The sequence below is a fragment of the Vreelandella neptunia genome (assembly GCF_000712975.1).
Lineage (GTDB): Bacteria > Pseudomonadota > Gammaproteobacteria > Pseudomonadales > Halomonadaceae > Vreelandella > Vreelandella qaidamensis.
This window is the reverse complement of record NZ_JHQL01000004.1, coordinates 1-22,197: the sequence shown is the minus strand read 5'-3', so window position 1 is coordinate 22,197 and position 22,197 is coordinate 1. Positions and strand designations below refer to the sequence as shown.

18 protein-coding genes are annotated in these 22,197 nt (G+C 51.2%); 14 read left to right on the top strand and 4 right to left on the bottom strand.

Annotated features, from left to right (window positions below):
* The first annotated feature begins 48 nt into the window (after nt 1-48).
* From purD to CR46_RS0112185, 4 genes are read left to right on the top strand one after another with little or no spacing between them, the layout of a single operon-like run.
* Nucleotides 49-1,335, top strand: coding sequence for a phosphoribosylamine--glycine ligase (purD, locus tag CR46_RS0112200; RefSeq protein ID WP_030073274.1), 1,287 nt, complete (start codon nt 49-51; stop codon nt 1,333-1,335).
* 51 nt (nt 1,336-1,386) lie between these two features.
* Entirely contained in the window at nt 1,387-1,839 is a 453-nt protein-coding gene (locus tag CR46_RS0112195) for an acyl-CoA thioesterase (RefSeq protein ID WP_030073272.1), read from the top strand.
* On the top strand, nt 1,839-2,711 hold the full coding sequence (locus CR46_RS0112190; RefSeq protein ID WP_009721706.1) for a phosphoribulokinase: 873 nt from the start codon (nt 1,839-1,841) through the stop codon (nt 2,709-2,711). Before CR46_RS0112195 ends, CR46_RS0112190 begins: the two co-directional genes overlap by 1 nt.
* Before the next feature lie 53 nt (nt 2,712-2,764).
* Nucleotides 2,765-3,106, top strand: a complete 342-nt coding sequence (locus CR46_RS0112185) for a histidine triad nucleotide-binding protein (RefSeq protein WP_030073269.1) — start codon at nt 2,765-2,767, stop codon at nt 3,104-3,106.
* 110 nt (nt 3,107-3,216) lie between these two features.
* On the opposite strand, the gene ettA is transcribed toward CR46_RS0112185, so the two are convergent.
* From ettA to CR46_RS0112165, 4 genes are all read right to left on the bottom strand, one after another.
* The gene (gene ettA / locus CR46_RS0112180; protein WP_030073267.1) at nt 3,217-4,878 is read right to left on the bottom strand and encodes an energy-dependent translational throttle protein EttA; all 1,662 of its coding nucleotides are present in this window, start codon (nt 4,876-4,878) and stop codon (nt 3,217-3,219) included.
* Between the two features lie 233 nt (nt 4,879-5,111).
* Nucleotides 5,112-5,324, bottom strand: coding sequence for a PA3496 family putative envelope integrity protein (locus CR46_RS0112175; RefSeq protein ID WP_030073266.1), 213 nt, complete (start codon nt 5,322-5,324; stop codon nt 5,112-5,114).
* A 181-nt stretch (nt 5,325-5,505) separates the two neighbouring features.
* A complete protein-coding gene (locus CR46_RS0112170; protein WP_030073265.1) occupies nt 5,506-5,943 on the bottom strand; it encodes a PAS domain S-box protein in 438 nt (145 codons plus the stop codon).
* A 173-nt stretch (nt 5,944-6,116) separates the two neighbouring features.
* Nucleotides 6,117-7,430 carry an MFS transporter gene (locus CR46_RS0112165; RefSeq protein WP_030073263.1) on the bottom strand — a complete coding sequence of 438 codons (1,314 nt, stop codon included), beginning with the start codon at nt 7,428-7,430 and terminating at the stop codon, nt 6,117-6,119.
* An 82-nt stretch (nt 7,431-7,512) separates the two neighbouring features.
* Between CR46_RS0112165 and CR46_RS0112160 the strand changes: the two genes are divergently transcribed.
* The 10 genes from CR46_RS0112160 to CR46_RS18645 all read left to right on the top strand — a co-directional run.
* Nucleotides 7,513-7,782, top strand: a complete 270-nt coding sequence (locus tag CR46_RS0112160; protein ID WP_030073261.1) for an Rdx family protein — start codon at nt 7,513-7,515, stop codon at nt 7,780-7,782.
* Entirely contained in the window at nt 7,779-8,672 is an 894-nt protein-coding gene (locus CR46_RS0112155; RefSeq protein ID WP_030073259.1) for a DMT family transporter, read from the top strand. Before CR46_RS0112160 ends, CR46_RS0112155 begins: the two co-directional genes overlap by 4 nt.
* A 234-nt stretch (nt 8,673-8,906) precedes the next feature.
* A complete protein-coding gene (locus CR46_RS0112150; protein ID WP_030073257.1) occupies nt 8,907-10,718 on the top strand; it encodes a TolC family outer membrane protein in 1,812 nt (603 codons plus the stop codon).
* Between the two features lie 64 nt (nt 10,719-10,782).
* On the top strand, nt 10,783-12,960 hold the full coding sequence (locus CR46_RS0112145; RefSeq protein WP_030073254.1) for a type I secretion system permease/ATPase: 2,178 nt from the start codon (nt 10,783-10,785) through the stop codon (nt 12,958-12,960).
* Nucleotides 12,961-14,391, top strand: coding sequence for an HlyD family type I secretion periplasmic adaptor subunit (locus tag CR46_RS0112140; protein ID WP_030073252.1), 1,431 nt, complete (start codon nt 12,961-12,963; stop codon nt 14,389-14,391).
* Entirely contained in the window at nt 14,391-15,023 is a 633-nt protein-coding gene (locus CR46_RS0112135; protein ID WP_030073250.1) for a response regulator transcription factor, read from the top strand. Before CR46_RS0112140 ends, CR46_RS0112135 begins: the two co-directional genes overlap by 1 nt.
* Nucleotides 15,024-15,095: 72 nt before the next feature.
* Nucleotides 15,096-18,299, top strand: coding sequence for a UDP-N-acetylmuramoyl-tripeptide--D-alanyl-D-alanine ligase (locus tag CR46_RS0112130; RefSeq protein WP_030073248.1), 3,204 nt, complete (start codon nt 15,096-15,098; stop codon nt 18,297-18,299).
* Nucleotides 18,292-19,329 carry a hypothetical protein gene (locus CR46_RS0112125; protein ID WP_030073246.1) on the top strand — a complete coding sequence of 346 codons (1,038 nt, stop codon included), beginning with the start codon at nt 18,292-18,294 and terminating at the stop codon, nt 19,327-19,329. The genes CR46_RS0112130 and CR46_RS0112125 overlap by 8 nt, the downstream gene beginning before the upstream one ends.
* Nucleotides 19,326-21,176: a hypothetical protein gene (locus CR46_RS0112120; RefSeq protein WP_030073244.1), complete on the top strand. Its 1,851-nt coding sequence runs from the start codon at nt 19,326-19,328 to the stop codon at nt 21,174-21,176. Before CR46_RS0112125 ends, CR46_RS0112120 begins: the two co-directional genes overlap by 4 nt.
* A 188-nt stretch (nt 21,177-21,364) precedes the next feature.
* A partial coding sequence (locus CR46_RS18645; RefSeq protein ID WP_156963066.1) for a retention module-containing protein occupies nt 21,365-22,197 on the top strand: 833 nt, incomplete at its 3' end.

Sequence of the window (22,197 nt, the reverse complement as noted above, 5' to 3'; positions counted from 1 at the left end):
TAGTCTCAACTAGTCTCAACTACGCACTCCCGTTTGAGAAGGATGATAATGAACGTTTTAATGATAGGTGGCGGTGGCCGCGAGCACGCATTGGCTTGGAAATTAGCGCAGTCTAGTGATGTCGAGCAGGTGTTTGTTGCGCCGGGTAATGCAGGTACTGCCACCGAGCCTAAATTGACCAACGTAGCGATTGAAGCAACAGATTTAGACGCGTTGGTTGAGTTTGCCCAGCGTGAGCAGGTGGCGCTGACAGTGGTGGGGCCAGAAGCACCGCTAGTGGAAGGCGTTGTCGATCGCTTTCAGGCTGCGGGCCTGACCATTTTCGGACCTTCTCAACGTGCCGCCCAATTGGAAGGCTCTAAATCGTTCACTAAAGACTTTCTTGCACGTCATCAGATTCCTTCTGCTGCATACCAAACCTTTACGGCGGTAGCACCCGCTTTGGCTTACTTAGCTGAGATGGGCGCGCCGATTGTCATCAAAGCTGACGGCTTGGCGGCGGGTAAGGGGGTCATTGTAGCGATGAGCGAAGCCGAAGCTGAAGCGGCTATTCGCGATATGTTAGAAGCGAATGCCTTTGGCGATGCTGGCGCACGCGTGGTTATTGAAGAGTTTCTTGAGGGTGAAGAAGCCAGCTTTATCGTTATGGTGGATGGTGCAAATGTCGTGCCCATGGCTACTAGCCAAGATCACAAACGTGCTTACGACGGCGACACTGGCCCCAACACGGGCGGCATGGGGGCTTACTCCCCAGCGCCGGTGGTAACGCCAGAGATCGACGAGCGCATCATGGAGCAGGTTATACTTCCTACCGTGCGAGGCATGGCGGAAGAGGGCAATGCATACACAGGCTTTTTGTACGCGGGCCTGATGATTGATGCTGAAGGCAATCCAAAGGTTATTGAATACAATTGTCGTTTTGGTGACCCTGAAACTCAGCCGATTATGATGCGCTTAACGTCAGACTTAGCTGCCCTTTGTCTGGCCGGTGCTAAGGGTGAGCTTGCTGATAAGCAGTGTAAGTGGGACGACCGTGCGGCCGTTGGCGTTGTCATGGCAGCAGGTGGCTATCCCGGTAGTTACCGTAAAGGCGATGTCATTGACGGTTTAGAACAGGCAGAACAGGCCCAGTGCAAGGTCTTTCATGCTGGCACGACACAGGCTGCTGATGGCGCTATTTTGACCGCAGGCGGACGAGTGCTGTGTGTAACAGCATTGGGCAACACGGTCTCTGCTGCTCAACAGCAAGCATATCAGGGTGTTAACGCGATTCATTGGGAAGGCGCTGAGTTTCGCCGTGATATCGCATTCCGTGCTATCGCCCGGGAAGCATAGCAATCAGCGGTGGTTCGCCAGCGCTAAACTATCACCGACAAGGAGCTAGGCATGGAGCGTGTCACGCTGGATTTCCCCACGGCAGCGATTATTCATCGGCATCCTTTGACGGTGCGGGTGACGGATATGAACTATGGCCGTCACTTGGGACATGACGTTTTAGTATCGCTACTACATGAAGCTCGTGTGCATGCCTTCGCAGCGCTAGGCTTGCCTGAGTGGGATATGAAAGGGTACCCAAGCGTTGTTGTCGATCTGGCTGTTCAGTATCAGAGCGAGGCACGCTGGCCAGATGCCTTGATAATTGAGACCGCTGTCCCTGAGCCGCAAGGCAAAGCGTTAACGGTGTACCAGCGCATTTGTCATGCGGAAACCGATAAAGTGGTGGCAACTGCTCGCGTCAATCAGCTTCTTTTAGACCTTTCTACAGGGCGGCCTGTGAACGTGCCTGATGACGTCGTGCAGGCGATTGCTCAGGCGGTCGCACCGGAGAGAGGTGCTTAATGTCGCGGGAATATCCAATCATTGCCATTACCGGCTCTTCAGGAGCGGGCACCACGACGGTGCGGCGCAGTTTTGAACGCATGTTTTTGCGTGAAGATGTGCACGCTGCCATGGTGGATGGCGATGCGTTCCACCGCTACACTCGCGATGACCTTCAGCGGATTTTTCGAGATGAGCCCGAGCGTAAAGATGAACTTTCTCACTTTGCGGTAGAAGCCAATCTGCTTGATCGGCTTGAAGGGCTGTTTATCGAGTACGGTGAACATGGGGCGGGTACGTTCCGCCACTATATTCATGCGGAAGATAAGCAAAAAATTGAGGCGGGTTATCGGGTAGGGACGTTCACTGAATGGCAGTCACTACCCTGTGGTACTGATTTGTTATTTTACGAGGGGCTGCACGGCGGTTTAGTGACGCAAGAGTATGATATTGCTCGTCACGTGGATTTGTTAGTTGGCGTTGCGCCAACCATGAACCTGGAGTGGATTCAAAAAATTGACCGTGATACTAAGCTGCGCGGTTATTCCCAGGAAGCGGTAATCGATACCATATTAGGGCGCATGGATGATTATGTGCGCTACATTCAGCCGCAGTTCTCTCGTACCCATATTAATTTCCAGCGGGTGCCCACCGTCGATACGTCGAACCCGTTTGAAGTACAAGACATTCCCACCGATGCAGAATCATTCGTAGTGATTCGTTTTAGAGACCCGTCAACAGTGGACTTTCCCTGGCTATTGGCGATGATTAAAGACTCGTTTATGACACGCCCACACACGTTGGTAGTGCCTGGCGCGCGAATGTCGCTAGCGATGGAGCTAATCCTAGCCCCCTTGGTTCGCCATTTGCTTTCTCAGCGCCGTTTTCGCTAGGCCGTTTTTGCTAGTTAGTACGTTTTCGCCACTTACAAAATGAAGGAGGCCGTATGGATTGCCTGTTTTGCAAAATAATAAACCGCGAAATTCCCGCAGATATCGTATATGAAGATGAGCACGTGTTGGCATTTAATGATATTAGCCCTCAGGCACCAACGCATCAGCTGATCATTCCTAAAAAGCATATTGCCACGCTGAACGATATTACTCCAGATGACTTAGCGGTTATTGGGCGATTGCAGTACACCGCTGCACAGCTAGCTAAACAGCAAGGCTTCGCAGAAGATGGTTATCGAGTAGTCATGAATTGCAACGAAATGGGCGGCCAGACTGTTTACCATATTCATATGCATTTGATGGGTGGGCGGCAGTTTACTTGGCCGGCAGGCTAGTAACGTTTTCAGTTTTTTTATAAACGTTAAGACAGTAAAAAGCCCCAAGTGCGCTTTCATCCGCACATGGGGCTTTTTTGCATATAAGCAGTGTTGCTACGATGCCACGATCAGGCGTCGATACGCTTATACTTCATCCGCTTAGGCGTGTCATTACCCACGCGCTTTTTGTGGTCTTCTTCATATTCGGTGTAGTTGCCATCGAAGAAGACAACTTCTGAATCGCCTTCAAAGGCGAGAATATGCGTAGCGATACGGTCGAGGAACCAACGATCGTGAGAGATCACCATAGCGCAGCCAGGGAAGGCAAGTAGCGCTTCTTCCAATGCGCGTAAGGTCTCAATGTCCAGATCGTTTGAAGGCTCATCTAGCAGCAGTACGTTTGCGCCTTGCTTCAGCGTTTGGGCAAGTTGCAGACGACCGCGTTCACCACCAGAAAGCTCATCTAAGCGCTTCTGCTGATCGTTCCCCTTAAAGTTGAAGCGGCCAACGTAGGCCCGCGAGGATACTTCATAGCCATTGATGTTGAGAATATCCTGCCCATCAGAGACGGCTTCCCAAACAGTTTGCTTGTCGTCTAGCGCGTCGCGCAGCTGCTCAACGTAGGCAATATCGACTGTCTCGCCAATCACTACTTCGCCAGCATCCGGCTGTTCTTGGCCGGTGGCCAGCTTGAACAGGGTTGACTTACCGGCCCCGTTACCACCTACAATCCCGACAATTGCCCCTTGGGGAATGGTAAACGAGAGATCCTGGTAGAGTAGCTTGTCATCAAACCGCTTGGTGACGTTATGAAACTCAATGACCTTGTCACCCAGGCGTGGGCCAGGCGGAATATAGATCTCGTTTGTTTCATTACGCTTTTGGAAATCACCAGACTGCATCTCTTCAAAGCGATTAAGGCGCGCTTTGCTCTTCGCTTGACGCCCCTTGGTGTTGCTGCGCACCCATTCAAGCTCTTGCTTGATGGCTTTTTGGCGCGATACTTCTTGCTTGGCTTCTTGGTTCAGGCGTTGCTCTTTCTGTTCCAGCCATTGAGAGTAGTTGCCTTCAAAGGGTATGCCCTGGCCACGGTCAAGCTCTAGAATCCATCCAGCAACGTTATCCAGGAAGTAACGGTCGTGGGTGATGGCCACTACAGTGCCGTTATAGTCGTGCAAGAAGCGCTCTAGCCAAGCAACGGATTCAGCATCCAAGTGGTTAGTAGGCTCATCAAGCAGCAGCATATCGGGACTTGAAAGCAGCAGGCGGCATAATGCCACGCGGCGACGCTCACCCCCGGAAAGGTTGCCTACTTTGGCATCCCAAGGCGGTAGACGCAGCGCTTCAGCAGCAACTTCTAGCTTACGCTCAAGGTTATGTGCATCAGCAGCTTCAATAATATTTTCAAGGCGTGCTTGTTCGCTCGCTAAGGCATCAAAATCCGCATCAGGCTCGGCATAGGCGGCGTACACCGCGTCTAGCTTCTCTTGAGCTTCTTTAATGGCGCCTAGGGCTTCTTCTACCGTTTCGCGAACGTTCTTTTCGTCATCAAGCTGTGGCTCCTGAGGGAGGTAGCCCACATTGATACCAGGCATCGGACGAGCTTCACCTTCAAACTCTTTATCGACACCGGCCATGATGCGCAGCAGTGTGGATTTACCGGAACCGTTCAAACCCAACACGCCAATTTTGGCACCAGGGAAGAATGATAGCGAAATATCCTTGAGAATTTGCTTTTTGGGCGGCACAACTTTGCCAACCCGGTTCATGGTGAATACGTATTGCGCCATGGAAATCCGTTAGGTTGTTGGAGAAAAGAGTCGCAGCTATGTGCTGGCATAGGGCTAAGATGATAGTGCTCAGCGCGAACAAAGGCCAGAAGCATAGAAGATAAGACGTTCTGGGATGTTGGTTAGCAGCCTAGTAAAAGCTCGGTGTGTGACAAACAGAGCGTAACAATGATTTTAAGCGCTAGACATCGTGACTAAGCTGCCAACCAATAAAAGCGGTTTAGAAGTGGAAGTTACTCCTCTTCATCCCAATCATCTTCAATAGCGCGCTGCAAACGGCGCTCTTCAAGCCATGCTTCTACCTGGCGGCGGGCGCGTAGCGTGTCTGCTTTGCTGGGTTTACTTTTACCATAATGGTCGTCGTTAACAGCGTCTAAGTTGTCAAACTCATCTGCATCGAGTGCATCATTGGTATAAGTTTCACGATTTAAGGGGTCACGGCTCATGGTATGCCCTCCAACCCAAGCCGGCGCACCGGCATCACAACGGCTTCTCTTTCGATCACTAAGATCTTTCGATCACTAAGACGAAATAAGAAGCGCCTAGCGCTTTTATACGCTTAGCCGCTATTTACCGCAACTTAGGTTGAAGTTCAAGCCCATGAAGATATTTTATTGGTGTTTTTGTTTATTCTGCGACTTCTTGACGTTTTTGGAGCGCTGCTAATGCTTGCTGAGCTTCGACACGCTCAGTCACGTCTTTCTGCACGCCAATGTAGTACATCAAGTTATCCGCTTCATCGTATACAGGCGTAATGGAGAGCTCGTTCCAGAACATAGTGCCGTCTTTGCGGTAGTTACGCAGCACTTCGCGAGAGGGGTGGCCCTCTTTTAGCGCCTCGCGAATAGAGGTCAGCGCATCTTGGTCGCGGTCCTCATTTTGCAAAAAACGGCAGTCGCGATAAAGAATTTCATCCGCACTGTAGCCGGTGAGGCGTTCGAAGCCTTTGTTAACGTAGATAAGGATGTTTTCGTCGCCTTCTTGCTCTGCAACGACGATGCCATCCTCAGAAGCGTCAACAATACGTTCGAGTAACTCCGGGCTGATCAAAGGAGATCGTTTCATCAATGGGTTCCTGTTGCTGCTCTCGTTCTTCCGTAGCTATGGCGCTGTCCATCAACGCGGAGCTAAGCGGCATTTCATGTTGCTTAATAAAGGTAGAATAGCAAAAACCCAGCTAATCACCGCTAATTACCTACCATCATGGCGAGCGTTGAGATGCATTGCAATCGACAGCGCTATTCTGCCTCAGGTAATCGTTGGGCTGATAACATTGCACAGAATGCTGTCCCAGCGAGTATTAACAGCAGTGGCGCGCTACCAAGCCATTGGGCCAACCCACCAATTACTCCGCCCACCACTAACATTAATACGCCGGTTAAGGTGTTCGATAGCGCAACATACAACGCTCGGTTTTCTTGCGTGGCGATATCAACCAAGTAGGTTTTACGGCCAAGGCGTACGCCGTGATGAACGATAACCAGAAGGGCGTAAATAATCGCATAAGGCCAAACGCTTTCACTCCACTGGCTGGGGAGCCATGCCAGGCTTGCGCCCAGCAGACAGCAAATGGCGGTCCCGATGGCTGCATCCCTCATCACACGGCGGCTCGATTGGTCTGCTCGCTTTCCCCATACAGGGCTTGCCACCATCGCAGCAATGCCTGATACCACTACCAGCAGGCCAAGGCCACCTAAGTTAGTACCGCTTTGTTGTTGACCGAGTAGAGCTAAATAGGGGAGTGCCAGTGCGCTGGAAAGAAGCAGGGCGCGAGCCAGATTGAAGTTTAGAAAATTGCGATCTTCTTTGAGTAAAGAAAGCCCTAGCTTAATGCTATCCCAGGCATTTTCGCCGCCTTCTACAGCGCCGGGCACTTCCGCTATGCGCGCCGCACTCACTGCATTGAGTAGCCATCCTGCGGCGGCAACAACCAGTAAAATAGCCAGTGCTACGTTGCCGGGTTGGTCGCCAAACCACATCAGAACGCCGCCAGCTACCAGGGTTGCGGCGCCTGCTACGCTGCCACTCCACCCCATTAGAGTTCCACGGCGTCGCTTCGCGATGGTTTTACCCAACACGTCTTTCGTTGCTATGGATGAGAGTCCTCGCGCCAGTGATAGCAACACCAGGGTAGCTAGCACCATCGCGCCCCCCAAAGAGCCGCTGCCCACCAGTGCTAGCAGTGCTAACGCTAATGCCGCTAGGGCCTGTATCAGTGCGCCTGCTACCCATACCCATTTGCGCGTTGGTTTTAAGCGAATAAAACCAGCTACGAAAAGCTGCGGCAACAGAGCACCCGCTTCACGGATAGGTACTAACAGGCCTACCATCCATACAGGAGCGCCAATAATGCCCATTAACCAAGGCAAGACCAATCGGGCGCTAGATAGCTCATCAGCAAGTTTATTACCTAACGAAGCACAAAGATGCAGGAAGAAATTATGTGGCTGCTCCTGACATGCCTCGTCGGGAATGTCATCGCACATTCGGCTATCATCATCACTGGTCAGCCATTCGTAAACTCGTGTTTGAGAAACATTATGTTCAGCCATGAGGGGTCCTTGGCAGTAGCAAATGTAAGGTGACAGAATGAAAGGTAAGGATGCCCCTATTAAAACGTTAAGGAACCCCTGAATGTCACGTATTCAAATACGTTATTGCACGCAATGCCAGTGGCTGTTGCGAAGTGCTTGGTATGCTCAAGAGCTTCTTTCAACCTTCGGTGAAAGCCTAGCAGAAGTTGCATTATCGCCCTCTCACGGTGGAACTTTTGAAATCTGGTGTGATGAGACATTGCTATGGGAAAGGCAGCGCGATGGCGGTTTTCCAGATATCAAAGTTTTAAAGCAGCGCGTACGAGATCAGATTGAGCCAGCCCGAGACCTGGGGCATATCGACCGATGAACCAAGATCGTCAAGCGATATTGTATGGGCTTGGAGCGGTCGCGCTATGGTCGACGGTTGCCACCGCTTTTAAAGTTGCGCTTGCTTGGATGAGCCCACTGGAATTGATGTGGCTTGCGGCTCTGGTGTCGTGGGTATTCATGTCTGTCTTGATGGTGAAGCAGGGGCATCTACCACAAGCGCTTCGCCATGGTTGGCGTACTGCCGCTTGGGCGGGGTTAATGAACCCGGTTGCTTATTATCTGGTGCTATTTGCTGCTTATGATCGGTTGCCAGGTCAAGAAGCCATGGCCTTGAATTATACCTGGGCATTGGCGATGGCACTTTTGGCTGTGCCGATCCTAGGCCAGCGGCTGACACGTATGGATATAGTGGCGGGGCTTATTGCCTATGCGGGTGTTTGGGTAATCGCCACCCGCGGCAATATCTTCAACGTTGATTTTGCAGACCCACTAGGTGTGGTGTTTGCACTTTTATCGACGTTGCTATGGGCGATGTATTGGTTGCTTAACGCGCGTGATGAGCGAGCACCCTTAATTGCGCAATGGCAGAACTTCAGCGTTGGCTTGCCTGTTTTAACGGCGCTGCTATTCTTTGTTGGGCCAGGGCTTAACTGGCATGGGTGGCAGGCGTTAGGCGCTGGGGTCTACGTAGGGCTTTTCGAAATGGGAGTGGCGTTTGTGCTTTGGCAAATGGCAGTTCGTAAGGTTTCGCGGACTGCTAAGGTTTCTAATCTAATCTTTCTTTCGCCTCCGGTTTCCTTGCTGTTGCTCTATTTAGTGGTGGGGGAGCCGTTGTTGGTGTCAACGCTTATTGGTTTAGGGCTGATTCTACTTGGGCTAGCGCTACAGCAATTGCGTTTAACAACCAACCGGAAATCGGCGATATAGTGTTTTTTTAAGATTTATATTGTAAAATTTTGTGACGTTTGGCTTTATAGTGTGGTTTTCCACTAATGCTACTGAATGAAAAATCTGAGCAAGGGAGCGTCACCGAACCACGTCTAGATCGCACTGAGCATTAGCTAGTAAGTAAGACCAAAAAGAACCATGCCCCAGGGTAGGTGGCGTAGAGCCGCTGCACCTTTAGCTAGCAGCGTAAATATTCATTAGGGATTAACAACGATGAAAAATGGCATCAAAACAACGCTAAATACTGGGTTCCTAAATACAGTTTTTTTTCAGCGCGCAATTCGACCGCTCACGGTGACGACGTTCGTCTGTCTTCCTCTCTCTGCTTTGGGGCAGTCGCTTCCTGCTACACTTTATGCGCCAGGCAGCACAACACTTTCAAGCAGCATTCAACAAGCTATTATCACCAATCCCCAAGTCAATGCTTCCTGGGCAAATTTTTGGGCGTCCGGCAATGACGTTCGAGAGGCGCAAGGTGGTTACTTACCTACGATTGATGTCAGTGCTGGTGTTGGAAGACAGGATCAGCAAAATGATGGGCGTGGCAGTTACGATAGTGATTTTGCAGAACTGACGTTAACCCAGATGGTTTTTGATGGTTTTGCAACCCGCAGTGAGGTTGAGCGCTTAGACCGTTCTCGGCTAGTCGCCTATTTTGAGTTGCTGGGGGCTAGTGAAGAAATTGCCCTTGAAGCCTTTCGTACCTACCTAGACGTAGCACGCTATCGCGAGTTAGTGCGCTTAGCGCAGGATAACTACCGTGAACATCAGCGCGTATTAACGCAAATCGAAGAGCGTTTTAATTCGGGGGCAGGGCGCGGTGTTGATCTTGAACAAATTAGCGGCCGTCTGGCGTTAGCCGAATCCAACCTGATGTCTGAAGCATCAAACCTTCACGATGTTACTGCCCGTTTTCAGCGAATTGTTGGTACGCTTCCCGCACAAAATATGGCACCTGCGCCTTCTCTTGCCGATGACTTACCTACCGATGTTAGCCAAGCCATAGAGCTAGCGTTCCAGGGTAACCCTGAATTTCACGCGGCGATTGAAAATATTGCTGTACAACGTGCAGAGCGTGAAGGCGCTCGCGCTGCCTTTATGCCTCGTCTAGATATTCAAGGACGTACAGGCACGAATAACCAAGATGATTCGATTGCTGGTCGCAGTGATGAACACAGCATTCAGCTTGTGGCGAGCATGAACCTTTATCGAGGCGGTTCGGACTATGCTGCCTTCAATGCAGCGACGACAAGAATTGAACAAGCAGAGAGTCAGCGAGAAACCGCATGTACCAACGTTAGGCAAACGACACAAATTGCTTATAACGACACCCAGCGCTTAAAAGAGCAGTTGGAATATTTGAACGAACATCGTCAATCAATTGACCGTGTCCGCGGTGCATACCAACAGCAGTTCGATATTGGCCAGCGCACCTTGCTCGACCTTCTAGATAGTGAGAACGAGTACTTTGAAGCTAGCCGTGCCTATGCCAATGCACAGTTTGATTTGACGCTAGCAGAAGCGCGTACCCTAGCGGCTATGGGGCAGCTAATGCATACCCTGCAAGTAACCCGTGAAGATATTCCAAGCCTTGATGAGCTGGGCTACGAGGATATGGCTGACAACATTCGCATGGCTTGCGGTGTAGAGGGGCCGCGTGGCTTTACCTTAGATGATTTCACCCGTGGGATTTCTGCGCAGCAAGCCGATAGTCCGCAAAGTGCTTACTCAGAATCTGAGGAGCTGGTAATGGCTGCCCCTATTGAAGCCACTGTCACGAACGTATCAGCACCAAGTCAAACGCAGGGACTTTATGTTCAGGTGGCGTCTTTAAGTGCTATTGAGCGTGCTGAGGCACTGAGCCGTCAATTGAATAACCAGTTATCCAGCAGTGCTAGAGTAGTGACAGCTGCAGGGAATTTTCGCGTGCAAGTAGGGCCCTTCGAATCCCTGAATGATGCAAAGTCATTGCAGTCTGAGCTGCAAGGATTTGGCTATGCGGATGCGTTTGTGACGCGTGGCTGAGTAGTGAACTATGGGCATCTAGTCATCCGAGATATTCAAATTTCGGAAGGGAAATGAGGTTTTTGTGACGCAAAGTGAGCTGTCAGTTTCTGGGGCTGCCCGTAGTGGTGGGCAAGAATCAAGCGATGAGTTACTGGAGTGTTTGAAGGCAGTTGCTTCATATTATCAGCACGAAGTGTCCTCAGAAGCCTTAAAAGCAGGCTTGCCTTTAGAGCAAGGGAAGTTAATTCCTTCTGTCTTTGGGCGAGCAGCCTCGCGAGCAGGGCTTACTGCGCATATTGTGAAAAGTAAGCTTTCGGGACTAAATCCTGCCCTATTTCCCGCAATTTTATTGTTGGAGCCGGGGCGTGCTTGTGTGTTGCTTGGGTTGGATCTCAAGCAGCAAAAAGCAAAAGTAATTTTTCCTGAGCTGTCAGAAGCCGATACGGAAATATCGTTAGAGGAACTTCACGCAGGTTATAGCGGTGAAGCCATCTATGTGCGACCAAAATTTAGAGTTGATAGTGCTTCAGAACCTGGAGTTAAAAAACGCGGTGACCAGCACTGGTTCTGGGGCGTTATTCGTGAGAATCGGCGTCTCTATCGCGATATTGTTTTAGGGTCGGTGGCTATCAATTTATTTGCGCTAGCAATGCCGCTGTTTGTGTTAAATGTCTATGATCGTGTTGTACCCAATCAGGCCACTGAAACGCTTTGGGTGCTGGCAATTGGCATTTTTATTGTGCTCTGCTTTGACTTAGCGCTGCGCTTAATGCGTAGCAGCTTTGTTGATTTGGCAGCCAGTCGAGCAGATGTAAAGCTCTCTTCGTCAATAATGGCGAAAACGTTGGGGTTGCGCTTAGAGGAGCGGCCAGCGTCAACAGGTTCGTTTACCTCAACGCTTCAATCGTTTGAATCGGTGCGGGCGTTTATCGGCTCTGCAACCATTCTTGGCATAGTGGACTTGCCCTTTGTACTGCTTTTTGCGGCCATCATTGCACTGATCAACCCCTGGCTTGTGTTGCCAGTGCTCATAGGGATTGTTTTCGTGCTTTTATATGCCCTTGCAGCACAAGGCAAATTACATGAGCTTTCACAAACAACTTGGGAAGTGGGGGCGCAACGTAATGCGTTGTTGGTAGAGTCCGTTTCTCAATTAGAAAACGTCAAGGCGCTGCGCGCTGAAAGCCGAATTCAACGCCATTGGGAAAAAGCATCTGCTTTCTTATCAAGAACCGGTGCCCAACTCAAAATGGTGAGTTCTTCGGTTTCAAGCGTTGCTCAGTGGGCGCAGCACAGCGTGGCCGTGTGCGTCATTATCATCGGTGTCTATCAAATTATTGAAGGCAACTTGACCCAAGGTGGGTTGATTGCTGCCTATATGCTCTCTTCCCGGGCAATGGCGCCTGTTAGCCAAGCGGCTGCTTTACTGGCTCAATATCATCAGTCCTCAACTGCCCTGGAATCTTTAAATGGCGTGATGGCCAAGAGCGTGGAGCGCCATGAAGGCAAGGCTTACGTAGAAAAGCCCAGTTTTACCGGCAGCATCCGCTTAGAGAAAGTCACCTTGCGCTATCCCAATGAAGAAAGAGAGGCATTGCGTGATGTCTCGATTTCTATCAAAGCCGGTGAAAAAGTCGCGTTGCTCGGCCGTATTGGCTGCGGAAAATCATCGCTGAATAAGCTGGTACTTGGTTTTTATCAGCCCGTATCCGGCGCGGTGCTGGTGGATGGCGTTGATATTCGTCAGCTAGATCCCCTCCAGCTTCGTCGTCATATTGGCTATGTACCTCAGGATGTCAGCCTGTTTGCTGGCACGCTGCGGGATAATATTGTCGCGGGTGGTGGAAACGACCGGGTTGATGACGAGGCGCTACTCAGAGCGATCGAAATTGCGGGTCTAGAATCATTGGTTAATAGCCATCCCAAAGGCGTCGACCTTGAGGTAGGTGAGCGTGGCCAAGCGCTTTCAGGCGGTCAAAAACAAGCTGTTGCAATCGCAAGAGCGGTTGTACAAGACCCACCCATTCTGTTGCTTGATGAGCCAACTAGCTCAATGGATAACGCCAGCGAAGAAGCGTTTAAAGCTAACCTTTCCAGTGTTGCACCTGGGAAAACTATTCTCGTTGTTACCCACCGTACCTCGCTGTTATCCCTGGTTGACCGCATCATCGTTATGGATGCTGGCAAAGTAGTGGCGGATGGTCCGCGCGATACCGTGGTCGAGGCATTGCGCAAAGGGCAGATTGGGAGGGCGTCGTAAATGGCGAAAAAAAACACCTCCACGTCTGAACAAAAAGGCTTTGAGGCCATTGGTCGTTTTTCTGAGAAAGGGCAGAAACCGTTTCGTCCGTTTATGGATAGGCTGTTTGCTCGGCGAGTTACCTCGGCGCACCTCAGTCGTGATTGGGCGAGCGACACTGACTGGGCGCGTATGCAGCAAGAGCCTATTCGCGCTCGGCTATTTCTCTACACCGTTTTACTGACCATTATTGTGCTGGTGGTTTGGGCATCGGTTGCTGCCATCGATGAAGTGACCCGTGGCGCGGGGCGGGTTATTCCAGCAAGCCAACTGCAGCGCATACAGTCGTTTGACGGCGGTGTGATAGAGCAGATCATGGTGCGAGAAGGGCAGGTGGTCAGTGCCGGAGAGGTGTTAATGCAAATTGACCCAACCCGGTTTGTGTCTGATTTTCGCGAAAACCGTGCCCAGCGTTTTGCACTAGAAGCACGTGCAGAGCGGCTAAGGGCGTTGGCGACTGGCACCTCTTTTGAGCCGTCTGAAGAGCTGCGTCAAGAAGTGCCTAATATCGTGATGCAAGAACGTGAGGTGTATGAAAGCCGCCGCGAAGAGCTACGTGAGCAAGAAAACGTCCTCAATGATCGTATTCGGCAACGTCGAGAAGAACTTCGGGAAGCGCAGGCACGTCGTGATACTGCCCAGCGTGAAGCCAATATGGCAGGGCAAGAGCTTAATTTGACGCGCCCATTGCTTGCGTCAGGTGCTGTTTCAGAAGTTGAGGTATTGCGCTTACAGCGTGAAGTGTCGCGTGCCACTGGTGAGCGCAATCAAGCTGCCGCTGCTGTTTCACGTCTGGAAGCGGGAGTGGAAGAAGCGGAGGGGCAGTTACTTGAGCTAGGTGCCGAACGTAGAAGTGAGTGGCGAAATGAGCTTGCTCAGACGTTAGGCGATTTAAATGCACTTCAGCAGTCAGGCACGGGGCTTCAGGACAGGGTGCGACTTACCGAAATACGCTCGCCTGTCGATGGTGTGATTCAGCGTATTCATATCAGTACGATTGGTGGGGTGGTCCAGCCAGGACAAGAAGTATTGGATATCGTGCCCAGCGATGACCAGTTACTGGTTGAAGCCCGTATTGCTCCTCAGGATATTGCCTTTCTACATCCTGGGCAGCCTGCAACGATCAAACTCACTGCCTACGACTACGCCATATATGGTGGGCTGCAGGCTGAGCTTGACCACATCAGTGCAGATACGATTACTGACGACGACGGTAATACGTTTTATTTGGTCCGGGTTCGTAGTTTGCAAGATGAAAGTATTACTGACCGGCTGCAGGTTATTCCAGGGATGACGGCACAAGTCGATATTGTGACAGGCAAAAGAACGGTGATGCAGTTCTTATTAAAACCTGTTTTAAGGGCGTGGCGAGATTCCATGGGGGAGCGCTAATGAAACACTGGTTTGTGACAACGGATGGACGCCTAAAGGCGCGCTGGGAAAGTGCTTTTCCTGCAAGCATGGCCACCACGCCAGATAAAATAGTGGATCAAGTGCAGCCGGGTGACGTGGCATGGCTAACAACGATGGTCGAAAATTGGAGTGAGCTGATTCCGGCGATAACTGCAAACAGTGCCATTGTCGTGATACTCAGCTATGTGCCTAACGATCGTGAGGCGCTTAAGGCGCTTGACCTTGGGGCGCGTGGCTATGTCCATACATTGGCAGCTCCTGACGTCCTTATCCAAGTCGCCCTTGTAGTAACCAATCAAGGTATATGGGTGGGACAAGAGCTGCTTGCCAAGGTAGTAGGTGGCACTTTTAAGGCGCTACAAAAACGTCAGCAAGGTGCGGAGCATCAGCAGAGTGACTATTTGAACCTATTAACGGAGCGCGAGCGGGGTGTGGCGCTAGCCGTTGCTCGTGGTGCAACCAATAAAGAAGTCGCGCGCCAATTAGACATCACGGAACGTACGGTGAAGGCCCACTTAAGTGCCATCTTCAAGAAGTTAGCTGTCCGTGATCGCTTACAGCTAATTTTGAAGCTAACGCCGGTTGCAGAACGCACGTTAGAACAGTTCTAGTTGATATACCTGCATGTGTGCATGTGCATGGCGTTCAGCTTCATACGTCAGTCCTTATTTTTGAGCAATTAAATGCCCAACAATACACGTTCTTCACTGCCTGGCTTGCCCCCATTAAGCAAATCGGGCGCTGAAAAAGCTGGGCCTTCTGCCCAAGCGGTCAACGTTGCGCTCGCTTTAGATGGCATCGGTGAAACGGTGGTGCCGATATGGTTGAACAAGCATGCACAGCCAGCAGAGTTTGCTCAGCTAATGCTGCTATCAGTAAGCGATGGCTATGGGCGCGCTCAAGTCGCTACTGTGCAGATTGATGTGAGCAGCCTGCAGGCAGGCAACTGGGCAGCTTTACTCCCCGCGTTGAAACAGGCACTGCAACGGCTTGAGCGAAAGTTTCAGCACCCATTGGTGTGGTGTCGCTTGGAGTGGCCTTTTGCAGTGCGTGAATGGCAGTGGCAGACGCTAAAGCAAAACATTAAGCGTTATAAACGCAACTATTTTCGTAGTGGCTTAGCGTTTGTGGGCACGAAACTTCCTCGGCTTCTACTCACAGAAATGGAGCTTAACGCTAATGCCTGCCTATACGCAGGCAATCAGGTGGCGCATGCCGATGTTAATTTGGGGCACTTAGAGCGCTATATAAAAGCACGTCATGGTTCAAGCCAGATGCCTGACTTTGGCGATACTATGCCAGTTTGGAGCTTTTCTACTGCTGGCGTATTCGTGGATGTTAGCGGCGAAACTGCTCGAGTTCATGGTCTAGAGACTCAACCAAGATGCTGGGGAAGGCGAGAAGCTCCTCCTCTAACAGCGGCATCCACAGGAGAGTTAATCGAGCGTTCCACCCGTTTTTTGGGTAAGCAGATGAAGGAAGATGGGCGCTATGTGTATGGCTATTTTCCCTGCTTTGATCGCCGTATTAATACCTACAACGTATTGCGGCACGCTAGCAGTACCTATGCTTTGCTAGAAGGCTATGAGGCCTGTGCGGAACAGCGACTGTTAAGTAACGAACAACTCAGACTGATACGCCAGCAGATTGCCGGCGCGCTGTCGGGCTTATGTTCCCAGTTTGTTATTTACCGCCAAGGCGCAGCCTATGTGGTGGATGTTGGCGACATTATCAAACTGGGAGCCAACGCAGTCGCCATTCTTGCATTAGTGAAGTATCACCAGGTCACGGGCGACGATCGTTATGCAGCGCTGGCAGATGCACTGGCACTTGGCATTACAAGAATGCAAGAGGCCGATGGGAGCTTTATACACGTACTTAATGCGGCTGATTTGTCGGTTAAGGAAAAGACCCGGATCATTTATTACGATGGCGAAGCGGCTTTTGCCCTAATGCGGCTTTATGACCATACCCGAAATAACCGTTGGCTAGACTGCGTGGTCAACGCGTTTGACTACTTTATTGCTAGCGGTCACGAAAATGCCCACGACCATTGGCTTGCCTATTGCTCCAATGAACTGGTGGCGCACCGCCCAGAGCGTAAATACTTTGCGTTTGCCGTGCGCAATATCGCGGGCTATGTCGATTTTATCCACGAGCGGATCACCACTTTCCCCACGCTGCTTGAGCTGTCGATGGCGTTTCATAAAACGCTGCTTAAGCTTGAGCAACGGCCTGATTTAGCCGATGTGCTGAATGGCTTTGATGTCAATGCGTTTTACCGCTCTTTGCATGCTAGGGCGAACTATCTGCTGAACGGCTTTTTCTGGCCGGAAGTCGCGATGTACTTTAAAGCTCCGGCGACTGTTGTGGATGGCTTTTTTATTCGCCATCACAGTTTCCGCGTTAGGATTGACGATGTAGAGCACTACTTATCGGGGCTGGTGGCGTATCAGCAGATGCTGCGTGAGGCAAGCTATGCCAGCATTAAGTCGCCACTATTGGGGCAGCGCTTGGATGCTAAAACTATTGTCTCGATAACCGAGGGAGTATGGATATCAACTCCACCTGATGAGTGGCTAGCAAGAGGCCTATGCTGCTGGCCAAGATCTTTTCAAACGGGGCAAGTGGTTATCGCGCGGGGCAAGGGAATGGAAAAAGGTTTTTTGCCATTCGCCGCGGTGAAGTCTCTGGTGAGTAAAGGCGCTTCCGCTGTCATTTGCGATGACCCTGAGTTATATCATGGTATCGGTGTGCCTGTGTTACACGTAGCTGATGTGCGAGCAGCAACGCTGGCGATAGGACAGTGGCAGCGGCGCAGTTACGCTGGTCGCGTCGTCGGTATTACTGGCAGCGCGGGTAAAACAACGGCAGTAGCAATGCTGGCCCATGTGCTGAGCTATAGCGGTGCGGTAGGGCAAACGCAAGGCAGTGCCAACCTGCCGGTTGGCATTGCCTGGAACATCGCTTCGATGCCGCAAGAGGCACGGTACTGGGTGGTTGAAATGGCCATCGGCTCCATGGCCCAGAATACGGATCTTGCTCGCCCTGATATCGCCATAATCACTAATATTGCGGCATCGCACCTGGTGTATCACCGCTCACTAGACGAAATTGCCCGTAAGAAAGCGCTTATTTTTCAGAGCATGCCCCCTAATGGGGTCGCTATTCTGTACCGCGATATGCCTCATTATGCTTATCTGGCCGAACAGGCAAGGCGCTATCACCTGCAGGTGGTGAGTTTCGGTGAGCACCCCGACGCAGATATACGCATGCTTGCGTTTGCAGGGAATAGCGCCCGGATTATGTGTGATGGAAGTGTGTATGAACTTGGCATGAGCGCTGCAGGGCGCCATATGATGCTGAATGCCATGGCAGTACTGGCGGTGGCTAGGCACGATAATTTACCGCTAGACATCGTTATATCCCGGCTGGCCACTTTTCAAGCAGTGGCAGGGCGAGGCGAAGTACGGGCCACGCATTGTCACGGCGTGCCAATCACACTGTACGATGAAACGTACAACGCTAACCCTTTATCGATGCGCATGGCGTTGGAAGCCTTCTCTTCGCTCACTGTGGATACGAGTAAAAAGATGGTGATTATTGGCGATATGCTAGAGCTGGGCGCAGAGACTGAACGGCTACACCAGGAACTTGCTCCTCTTCTTGCCTCACTATCAGCTAGGGAATTACTGCTCTGTGGTCAGCACTGCCAAGTGTTAGCACCCTTATTGGGTGGAGAGGCTGCTGGCGTGTTTCACTTTGCGGATGTTAAAGCCCTTGAGGCAGCGCTGCCGCACCACCTAATGCCCCATGATAGCGTGCTTGTTAAAGCATCCCATGGCATTGGGCTACACGCGCTTTTCCCCCCGCTACCTTATGAGTAAACATCTACCGTTAACTCACCATTGGTGGATCACTCTACTACTGCTTTGCATAGCCACGGCTAAGCTAACGCCAGTAGCCGCTCAGCCGACCCCAGAAGCAGGGGAGTGCCATTACCTGCAACGTGATGCACCACTCCAGATATTAACAAACGGGCCGAACCAAACGTTGGGATTGGAGGAGACCCACTTTTTTATCGAGGTCGTTGAAGAAATTGGGGCGCTGAGCACTACACAACGAGATGACTTGGAAAGACAGCTTAACGCCGCCAATCTACTCTATCGTGACGTTCTTGGGCTTACCCCACCCTTGCTCATGCCACGCTATCAGCGTGCAAACTTCATTATGGTGATATTACGTGCTGACCAGTCACGTGGTGGGCAAGCGTATGATGAAGTAGTGCGCAGCCCAACTGTGCCTGATTGCCATATTCGTATGGCGTTAGGTGGGCAAGTGAATGCTGCAGAAAACTTAACCCCTGCCCATGAGCTGTTTCATCTTTATCAAAATGCCCACATGATGTTCAAGCAAGGTTGGGTGCATGAAGGATTAGCTCGTTGGTCGGAATCTCTCTTTAGAGAGGCTGCGCAGAGAGGTGGTGCACAAGAGGGGATCCCCTTACCTGTGAATGCCGAAGCGCTTGAAGCAGTGATGCAAGCAAGCTACGGCGCAGCGACCTTTTGGCAGCGACTGTTTTATCTGCTTGACTCGCAGGGCAGTCGCTCAATTCAGAAGGAGCTACACGATAAGCGTTACCACGATGGCAGCCAAGTAGTGGCAGCGAGCGAGTTTTATGGCCATGCCTTTCTGCCGTTACTTTTCGCCTCACTCAATGAGGCTGGCGCGACACTGGCCCATCAAGAGCAATGGCCCGTATATGGTTGGGCAGAGGCAGAGCAGCGTAGCCTGCGTCACAATAGGGTCATTTTATCTGCCATCCATGATGCCGTTTCAACGTATAAGCCGATAGCCGATCAACCGGACGAATTACGTGCCTTCATGCAACTTATAGAACCAATGATTAATCGATGAGTAACCCGACGACTAACAGGGAGAGAGAGGAGATTCACGGAGATCAAGTTCTCGACCTAATGGCTGCGTTAGCGCGCGCGGTGCTATGGCCGTTTCGTTGGCGTGTATTAACGATCCTGTTAATGCAAATTGTAAGTCAGGTCATGCTGTTGGCAAGCCTAGTGTTACCTTGGCAGTTGCTTCAAGTGTTGATGACCGGGCGTAGCCGTATCGATGGCTGGGTACCTGGAACAGAATCCCATGGTGCCAAAATAGCGGTATTAATCGTAGCGGCCGTGCTCTGCTTTTGCGCCTACGCCTTACTTAAATGGTTAATTACAAAAGCCATTGCCCAGCTTTCGTCCCTAATCCTAGGGCTTTTGAATAAAACTCGGCTAGTTGCCAACCATCGATTAGTTGGCAAGCGTGTACTTGGCATTGTGATAGGTGCCCTGTCGTCAGCGGTGATCGCACTGCTTTTCTGCTTGATGATCGCTTTTCTACACCCCCTGCTCGCGCTATTGGCAGTGGCATGTGTGTTGGGGTTGGTGATGATGGTTAGCTTTTACTACCGCTTTGAGCGGGTGCAAACTATTCAGAATACCCTGCAAGGTAACGTTCTGACCGTCATCAATATCAGCTTTGCTTTGGGTTTTTTGATTATTGTCCTCGATTATCTCAATGGCACAATGCGGCCACTGTTGACGCTATTTATATTGCTGCTAGCAATGCGCCAACTAATGGTGGCCAGTGTTAATGGGTTGATCAATTTCTTGAGTATCATCAAGTATTTTCAGCAGATTAATATGCTGCTTTTACCTCGCTCCCAACAGATTTCTTTCTCGCTAACCACGGACTTTGTCCAGCGCTTTGAACAAGCGACTCTTCAACAGTGGCTACCGTCATGGTTGATTGAGAGCAAATACTGTGTCGGCGATCTTGAAATTTTGCAATGCCGTTTACTCTATGGGCGATCCGTAGCGCACGTATTAGTTTGTGAAACAGATAGCAACGGCTTGCCATATTATGTATTGCTAAAGTGCTATATCGCTGCCCGAGAGAACGAAGCACTGCATGAAACAGCGCTTTTGAATGAAGTAGGAGGCTATTGCCATGGTGCGGTGTCTCAAAGCGTGATGTCTCAAAGTGCTATGCCCACGGTGCCTGTTTTACGAGCTAGTGGACAGTTACCCTGGTGTCATTTTGTGTTGGTGGAAATAGGAGACAAGCCACCTCAGTGGAAGAATTCCGAAGAGCGTAAGCCTTGGATGAATGAGTTGCGGCAATGCCTATGCCATGTTCCTTTGCCCAATCATCTGATTACCCAATACACAGCAACGTTTGCCTCCTTACCCGAGCGCATGAAGAAAGTGGTAGCTTCACACTTTGCCTACCTGACACAACAAGACCGACAGAGCTTTCAAGTCGAGCGTTTCATGCAGCTATGGCCGTTTATGATCGCTGAAGTGAAAAGGGTTCCCCAGTGTCTAACGGTACAAAATCCTAGTAGCGCCCGCATGGCCGTTATAGACAATCACATGCTGCTATTGGACTGGCAGGGTTGGGTATATGACACATTGGGCGCGCACTGGCCTCTATCAGCAAAGCTACAGGCGGAAATACTTGAGGTTATCAATAGCCAATGGGAAAGCGCTGATAGTCAGCAACCTTGGCATGGGTTTGACTCACCCACCCAAGCGGCAAACTGCGTTGCATTAGCGGCGCGAGCGCACGAATTTTGCCAACGTTGTCATCTTCATAATGACTCAGGCGCACTCAACATGATGTCTGGGCTTATAAAAGCCTACGAGGTCATTACACTCGCGGATGAGCAAAACTCTCCCGTGAAAAGCGCCGTTGAGTATTAAAGCCTCATCCTAGCTTTCAGCATGCCCGTCTTTTCCAATCGCCGTGGTAGTACTGTCCACCAGTACAATATGAATTCGTCGTCATCACGATTAATCTTGCTGCAAAATGCCGTTAATAAAAGTTCACTTTATTGGATTTTCACCAAAAACGGCAACCTCTTGGATGAAGCAGCGGGTGGATACAGCACATGGCAACAGTTATCGCAATTTCAGGTCAGGCATGGGCACGTGACGAAGACGGCAATCTGCGTGAACTTCGCATTGGCGACGTTCTTCAGGAAGGCGAAACGATCATCACGTCTGCAGATGGCCGGGTAGAGCTAGACTTTGCAGACGGAACAGGCGTTAACGTTGTCGAAGGCGGCCAAGAGGTTGCGGTTACCCCCGAACTTGATGTTGACGCGATTGTAGCCACTGATGCCAGCATCCAGGATGACGATCTAGAAGCGCTGCTCACTGCTCTTAATGATGAAGATGGCGACCTACTCGAACTGTTAGATGCGACTGCAGCCGGTGGAGCAGCCGGCGGTGGCGGTGGTGGTAGCAGCTTTGTGCGCCTTGCTCGTATTGCCGAAGAAACCGACCCGCTTAGCTTTAGCACTGAAGGCGGCCTTGAAGGGGCCGAGTTCGTTGAATTTGATGGTGGCCTAGCCGCTGCTACAACAGATCTAGACGACACCGACGCGGATGCAGATGCTGACGCCGATGCGGATGCTGACGCCGATGCTGATGCTGACGCCGATGCTGATGCTGACGCCGATGCCGATGCCGATTCAGATGCGGATGCTGACGCTGATGCCGACGCCGACGCCGACGCGGATGCCGACGCGGATGCCGACGCCGATGCCGATGCCGATGCAGACGCTGATGCTGATGCGGACGCCGATGCAGACGCTGATGCCGATGCGGATGCCGATGCAGACGCTGATGCTGATGCTGATTCAGATGCGGATGCTGACGCCGATGCGGACGCTGATGCCGACGCCGACGCCGACGCCGACGCCGACGCCGACGCCGACGC